The following is a 7734-nucleotide window of genomic DNA, read 5'->3' on the forward strand; positions in this document are numbered from 1 at the left end:
CGTGGAGAGTAGGATGGTTGGCTGCATATTTGCTCCTAAATTTGATAGTATTTGTGAAATTTTACTAGTAAATTTCTGGACATTTTTTGTCCATTCTGGCTGCTATAATTTCACATATCGCAAAAAATGTATCGGCGATAAAAGTCAAAAAAAGGATAATCAATGATCTACGAACAACTTAAAATTCTCACACAAAACAGCGACAAAAAGGCGCTCTCAAAAGCACTTGGCTACGTAAGAGAGCAAAATTTCACAAGAGCACTTGCAAATTTAGAGGCGGCAAAGAGCCTTGATGAGTTCATCACAAAGGGGCACTTTGACTGGGCGCATAGCTCAGAAACGCTCATCCTAGCTCTTAGCAAGCACTTTGCTCTTAACATAGACGCTGAGCTTAGCGAGGTGCAAAAACTCTACAACGAGCGAGTAAAATTTAGAGGCTCATATATCTATATAGATACAGATTTTAAGCGCAAGAGTGAGCCTATATTTGCCCTTGCTATGGCGCAGCATTTAAGATATATCAGTCTAACACCGTTTTTAGATGAGCTTTGTTTTAAAGCATTAGATGAGCAGCTAAAAACTATCTCAAATATGACTAAAAACTACTATCAAAAAACGCAAACTCTGCCTATTTTTGGAGCTATAACTGGTTTTAAGCTTTACTTTATAGGCAAAAATTACTCGCTTGACACAAACGGAAATTTTATGGATAAAGAGATCGCCGAACAAGTTGCGACGATTAAATTTTAAAGGACAAAAATGGAAAAATTTACAAAAGAACAAAGGCAAAAACTCAATAATATAAACGAAAGACTTTATGACCTTGAGCGCCGAGTCGTACCACGTGCTAAGCAGATAAATATGTCAGTAAAAAACATAAAAGATGCATGGGGTCATGAATGTAGCCTACTGCTATCTTTTTACTCAAAAGATAAACTTCTTATGCGATATTGGGAGTATATGAAACTCATAGATGACTACTTTTTTACTGAAAATCAAAATGAATTTAGAAACTGGCCAACACATGAGATGTCTAGTGAGTGGCACTGCTGGTTTTACCACTGCTTGTATGACCATACAGATCTTAACTGGGATGAAATTTTGACTATTGACAAAATGGATGGCAAGCTTCACTCATGGTACGACTATACACCTACAGATCTTTGCCTAGAAAAACTAGAGTGTAGCGAGAAAGAAGAGTATATCTCTAATGCCAACAAAGATCAGTGGGGGCAGATAGAGAAGATAAATAAAGCGCTAGCTAGCTATCAAGATATCTTGATAAGAGATGCAAAAATGCTTGAAAATAGGCTAAAAGCAAGGGTTGAGGGTGGATTTATCGAGGATTATGCTATGGAATTTCGTTTGGTCTTTTATTTGCGCGAAGACGATCCAGATTATGACGAAAATGACGACAATTTCTTAGCCATCATCAATGAGCCCATCGTTCCTGGTGAAATGAGCAAGCAAAATAGCCGCTGGACGCAAAACTGCAATGAATATTTTGGTAGATCGATTTACTTTGACAATAAGGCGTATTTTTGCTATCTATTTAAAGCCTTTTGTGACAATACGCATATCAAAAAGATCAAAGATATACTGCGCATAGGCTCTGTTGATATGGCACTTTGCTGGGATGAATACTATGAAATTTAAAGAAAAAATAGCATAAGATAAAGATAAAAAATGGAGGTGAAAAATGACAAATCAAACAACGATAAAGTGCCCAAACTGTGGGTGTGAAATAGATATAAATGACGCCTTATACCATCAGTTAGAAGGTAAATATAAAGGTGAATACCTAGCCCAAAAGAAGCAGCTTGAAGCTGAACTTGAGGCTAAAAGAAAGGAGCAGGAGGCTTATTTTGAGAGTTTAAGAACAAAAGAGCAGCAACTGCAAGATCAAAAAGAGAAATTTGAGGAAGAAATCAAAAAAGCTACGCAAATACAGCTAAAAATGGAAAGAGCAAGACTTCAAGATGAGCTGCGAAAAGAGATACTTGACGAGCAAAATGAGTCGGTGGCACTCTTGCAAAAACAGCTTGAAGAGAAGTCAAATCAAGTAAAAGAGCTAAATATTACAAAGGCTCAAATTTTGCAGCTTCAAAGGGAAAAAGAGGAGATGGAGTCTGCCATAACCGCAAAGGCTGAGCTAGCATTAAATGAAAAGCTAAAAGAAGAAAAAGAGAAGATACAAAAGGCTGCAGATGAGCAAAATGAGCTTAAATTTAGACAAAAAGAGGAACAGCTAAAACAGCTTCAAGAGCAACTTCAAATAGCCCAAAGAAAGGCCGAGCAAGGTAGCATGCAGCTTCAAGGTGAGGTGCAGGAGCTCGCGATAGAAGAGTGGCTGAGGGAGAAATTTCCATTTGATACTATTGATGAGATCAAAAAAGGTGCAAGAGGTGCTGACTGCGTGCAGATCGTGCATACAAGGGAGTCTCAAAACTGCGGAACGATATATTATGAGAGCAAGAGAACGAAAGAATTTCAAAGGTCCTGGATAGAGAAATTTAAGGCTGATATGAGAGAAAAAGGTGCTGATATCGGCGTCATAGTCACTGATGCGATGCCAAGCGAGATGCAAAGGATGGGGCTATATGAAGGAGTTTGGATCTGCACGTTTGAGGAATTTAAAGGCTTAAGCGCTGTTTTAAGAGAACAACTCATAAGGATACACCACGTCTTGATCGCGCAAGAGAACAAAAGCGACAAGATGAGCTTACTCTATCACTTTTTAACCAGCAATGAGTTTAAAATGCAAATAGAAGCGATAGTAGAGGCATTTTCAACCATGCAAAGCGATCTAGATAGTGAAAAGCGCGCGATGCAAAAGATATGGAAGCAAAGAGAGAAGCAGATAGAAAAAGTACTAAATAACACCATAAATATGTACAGCTCTATAAAGGGTATCGCTGGAAATGCAGTGGCAAATATAAAAGCTCTGGAGCTGCCATATAGTGGTGATACACTGGAGTAAATAAAGAGCGTTTTAGGACGCTCTTTTTAAATTTGTCTTTCACAACAAATTTCCCAAATTTTTATTATTATGGACATAAAAATGTCTTTTATGCCAAGTAAAATAGCTCTAAACAAAAGCAAAAGGAGCTTGTCGTGGAAAAAGAGATTTTTTACGTAGATAGCGAGATATATGAGCTTACGACACTTTGGACACTTCGTGCTATTTTTGATCTCGGAGGAGAAAGAGAATTGCTAAGAAGCGGATATGACGATGTTTTAGAGTTTTTGGGCATCGAGTCAAAAGAGCCCAAAGAAGAAGATATCCAAAATCTTAAAAACAGACTTGAAATTCTTGAAAAAAGTCAAATTTCATGCGAACTAAAAGATCTTGAACACAACCTAAATTTACTTCAAGCAAATTTAGGTCTAAATAGTACTGAGAGAGATATATTGAGATTTGTTGCGATCATGTACAACTACGAAGTGATATCTAATGCTTGCAGTTTACTAGGAGATCTAAACAACATACAAGCCACAAAAGCCATCTCAAAGATACTAAATTTACGTTTCGGCGATGTTCAAAAAGCCTTTAGAAAAGATGGGATCTTTGCCAAGACTTCGATTATAAAGCTAGAAAATAATGTGCATAACCTAAAATATAAAATCGATGTCATAAACAATAACTTTATGTGTGATTTGTTTGTTAAATGCGAAAGCATGGACGAGATATTTGAAAGCTCGATAAAGCCATGTAGCAAGACAAATTTGACCACAAAAAACTACCCACACATAAAAGAAGATGTGAAAATTTTGCTCTCGTTTCTAAAAAGTGCCATTAGCAAAAAGCAAAAAGGAGTAAATGTACTCCTATATGGCTCAGCAGGAACTGGTAAAACAGAGCTTAGCAAAGTGATAGCTAGTGAGTTAAATTTAAAACTTTATGAAGTAGCTTATGATGATGGAGACAGATATGCGGATGAATGTCAAAGGCTGAGGTCGTATTGCCTTGCACAAAAGGTATTATCCGCTGGATCAAATTTATTGATGTATGACGAAGCAGAGGATATATTTAACACAAATAATGACGAAAAAAGACAGTATGGCAAAGCCTTTATAAATAGATCTCTTGAGACTAATGAGCTGCCTACTATTTGGATAACAAATAACATTTTTGATATGGATGAGGCCGTGGTTAGAAGGTTTAACCTAGCCATAGAGATAGGCATACCAACTGAAGATGTAAGAGCAAAGATCATAAAAAAATATAGTGAAAATCTGATAGACAATAAGCTTGTTAAAAAACTAGCTAAAAATCGATTTGTAGCCCCAGCAGTCGTTAGTAATGCTAGCTTAGTAGTTTCAAATTTAAACACAAAAGATAAAAACAAAGCCTTTGAGCGAGTAATAAACAACACTTTAAAAGCACAAGGTTACGAGGAGATAAGAGATTACAATCCAAGAGATGATCTGCCAAGTAGCTACGATCCAAATTTTGTAAACTCAGACTGCGACCTAACCGAACTAATGCAAGGCATAAAAGCAAATAAAAACGCAAGAATATGCCTTTATGGTGTGCCTGGAACTGGCAAAAGTGCTTATGCTAAATTTATCGCTAAAAGTCTAAAAAAGCCGATCATCATCAAAAAAGGAAGCGATCTTTTATCTATGTTTGTAGGAGGAACTGAGAAAAATATAGCATTAGCCTTCAAAGAAGCCAAAGAAAAACATGCAGTGCTAGTCTTTGACGAAGTTGATAGCTTTTTACAAGATAGAGGCATGGCTACAAGAAGCTGGGAAGTAACCCAAGTGAATGAGATGTTAGTGCAGATGGAGAGCTTTGATGGCATCTTTATCGCCACAACAAATTTGATCGACAACCTCGATAAAGCAAGCCTTAGAAGGTTTGATCTAAAGCTTGAATTTGGGTACTTGTTGCCAGAGCAAGCGCAAAATTTGTTTAAAAAAGAGTGCACATTACTAAAAGTCAAATTTGACGAAAACGCAGCCAAAAAGGTTTTAAATTTAGGCTTGCTAGCGCCTGGAGACTTTGCAAGTGTTAGAAGACAAGCTAAATTTAGACCTATAAAAAATGGCGACGACTTTTGCCATAGACTAGAGCTTGAAGTCGCTCTAAAAAAAGAAGAAAAGAGTGTGAAGATAGGGTTTTAGGGACTATCCCTAACGAGGTATTTTTGTCTGACTTGTCGGACAAAAAGTATCCTCGCCCAAATGAAATACAAGATGGCTTTTTGATAGCAAATACCATATATAGAATATATATGCAAGCTGGTTCAGGTTATGCTTTTCGTTGTTTATTGATCCGTTTAAGATAAATAAAATAACATATAGCAAAATATTAAAAAGTCATAAAATTAAGCATAATTTCAGAATCTTAAATAACCTTAAATTATAAATCAACCTTTACTATTTATGTTAACAATCCCATCATTCTAAATAGTTTACTACGCTCACCCTTCCCCTCCTTGATAAAAATTTATCTCCTCGACTAGATCCTTTAGAATTTTAGGAGTTACTGGTTCGCCATAAGTATTCATAGTGATCTTGTATTGTTGCTCGTGTCCTACAAGGGCAGCTATATGTTCAACCCTCTGGCCGCTTTGGATGAGCTTGTTTATGAATGTGTGTCTAAATGAGTGAAATGTCCTTGTTTTATCACCATCTTTTATAACTTTAGTATTGATCTTCTTTCTAAAATACTCAGAAAAGTCTTTATTATCACAGCTAAATAACCTAACTGCTTTGCCACATTTCCTAGCTAGCTTCTTTTTACTCTCTATAAATTCAAATAGCCCAATGCTACTTAACTTAGAGTGGATAGGAACTATCCTTACAGAGTTTCTAGTCTTTAAAGTCTTGCTCTTGCCTGTTTTTATATCTATTTTTGTATTTAAACTAAAGCATACTATGTTATATTTTTCGACTATGTCATCCGTGTTTAACTGTATTATCTCATTTAGTCTCATACCAGAGTAGGCTGCTATATGAGTAACGAAAAATAGCTCATCTTTGCTGATCCTTTGGCTTTTTGTATCCCCACTTGATCTAATCTTACTAACAATATCCAAAAGTGCGTTTACATCACTATCTTCATAGGGGTTTTTATTTGTAACGTCATCTTGGTTTAAATTTATTTGTAGATCTACTGCTGGGTTCTTATCTATATAGTCGCTATCATAGCAGTATTTAAAAAACTCATTAACTCTAATAATATACTTTTTGATGGTTGATTTAGAAATTTTTGGTCTATCCTTTGCTAAAGCTATGATCTCATCTAGGCTCTTATCTTTATAGAGACTATTTTGAGAGAGTTTGGTTGGTAGTTGCAGCAAGACATTTCTAAAATTTAGCAAGTCATCTCTTTTTATCTTTTTGATATCTAGTTCATCACCAAAATTCATAGACATTAGCCGTCCTACATGTCTAACAAGACCAAATGTACTATCACTCCAGTTGTTTGAAATACTTGTGTTTGATATATAGTTTTTAAATGCGCTATTTAGTGCGACCAAGTTAGCTTTGCTTTCGTTTTTAGCAGTTGAGTCTAGCTGCGATATAAAGCTTTTAGCTCTATTTGAGAAGAGCTTTTGAAAGAAATTTATAGCCTCATTAAAAGTCATGCCACTAGCATCACTTGTATCATTCAAAGCAAGATCTTTAGCCTCAATGTCACTTAAAACTATGCCTTTATCTTTATATTTATCTGCCTTATATAGCTTCACCTGACCACCAAAGGTAGGATCATTTAAATTTCCATATCCAAATTTGAGATCATCGCTTAGCTCATTATCTCCATCTGGCAATAACTCACAACCAAATATTCTTAGGATATCGTTTTGTGTGAGTGCGCCCTTTTGTTTAGCTAGCTCATTTATGGCATCTCTTAGCTCACAAACAGAGTGCTTTAAGGACTTTTTAGTGAAAGGCAGTACTAGATTATGCTTCTTTAAAGTCTCTATGTCGTCTTGATAGCTATCTATGTTAGCCTCTTTAACACCTTTTGCTATCTTGTCTTTGGTGCCATTATCTAAATTTGTGCTCTTATGCTTTTTACCAAGTGGCACAAATGCTTGTTGCTTATCATTTAGTAGCTTTTGGTTTTTGCACATCTTATATGATATGTGATTTATGTTATCTATCGTTGCCTCAAGCACTCTTTTGCCAAGAAGCTTTTTGGTGTGAGGATCAGTGCAAGATAACTTTTTGCAGATCTCATCAACCTCTTTTGATATGACGCTGGGCAAGCTATCTTCTTTTAAACTCTGTTTTAAAAACAAATTTAGTGATAGTAGTCCATCTAAATTTATATATCTGCCAAGCATATCATGCTCTTTGATACTTTTGGCCTCCTTGGCTTTTAAAAGCATAAGCACCAAGTGCTCTATAAGTTCGCTGCTCAAATTCATCTTCCATGCCTTTTTGATCGCGTTAAAAATTATAGAGTAGATCTTAGCACGATTTTTTGCTGTATCAAAGCGTTTTGTGAGGAAGGAGGTTATGTATTCGGTTTTATTGCCAAAATAAGGCCTCAGATATAGTGGGATAGCTACTCTAAAGTAGTATATGCCATTTCGTTTGACTAGATATTGCATCTTTGTTACCTATGCAATATAACTTTGTAGCAAAATGTAGCAGATACCTAGTGTGAAACTGGCTATGTGCCGTCTTTTTGGTGCTTACACAAGGTTTATTTTTAAACCCTCATAAGCCGGAGGTCGGGAGTTCAAGTCTCCCCCGTGACACCATAGATGTCCT

Annotated in this window: 5 protein-coding genes; 4 read left to right on the forward strand and 1 reads right to left on the reverse strand. The window is 36.1% G+C overall.

Annotated features, from left to right (window positions below; genetic code table 11):
- The first annotated feature begins 162 nt into the window (after positions 1-162).
- The 4 genes from Q0296_RS08510 (at position 163) to Q0296_RS08525 (ending at position 5130) form a co-directional block, all read left to right on the forward strand.
- The gene (locus Q0296_RS08510) at positions 163-750 is read left to right on the forward strand and encodes a hypothetical protein (RefSeq protein ID WP_298039332.1); all 588 of its coding nucleotides are present in this window, start codon (positions 163-165) and stop codon (positions 748-750) included.
- Positions 751-759: 9 nt separating this feature from the next.
- Positions 760-1656 carry a hypothetical protein gene (locus Q0296_RS08515; RefSeq protein ID WP_298039334.1) on the forward strand — a complete coding sequence of 299 codons (897 nt, stop codon included), beginning with the start codon at positions 760-762 and terminating at the stop codon, positions 1654-1656.
- A gap of 43 nt (positions 1657-1699) precedes the next feature.
- Positions 1700-2980 carry a DUF2130 domain-containing protein gene (locus Q0296_RS08520; protein WP_298039336.1) on the forward strand — a complete coding sequence of 427 codons (1281 nt, stop codon included), beginning with the start codon at positions 1700-1702 and terminating at the stop codon, positions 2978-2980.
- Between the two features lie 134 nt (positions 2981-3114).
- The gene (locus tag Q0296_RS08525) at positions 3115-5130 is read left to right on the forward strand and encodes an ATP-binding protein (RefSeq protein ID WP_298039338.1); all 2016 of its coding nucleotides are present in this window, start codon (positions 3115-3117) and stop codon (positions 5128-5130) included.
- A 299-nt stretch (positions 5131-5429) separates the two neighbouring features.
- Here Q0296_RS08525 and Q0296_RS08530 read toward each other — a convergent pair whose 3' ends face one another.
- A complete protein-coding gene (locus Q0296_RS08530; RefSeq protein WP_298039341.1) occupies positions 5430-7571 on the reverse strand; it encodes a site-specific integrase in 2142 nt (713 codons plus the stop codon).
- Positions 7572-7734 lie beyond the last annotated feature (163 nt).

Origin of the sequence: uncultured Campylobacter sp. (assembly GCF_937890585.1) — a bacterium.
Classification (GTDB): domain Bacteria; phylum Campylobacterota; class Campylobacteria; order Campylobacterales; family Campylobacteraceae; genus Campylobacter_A.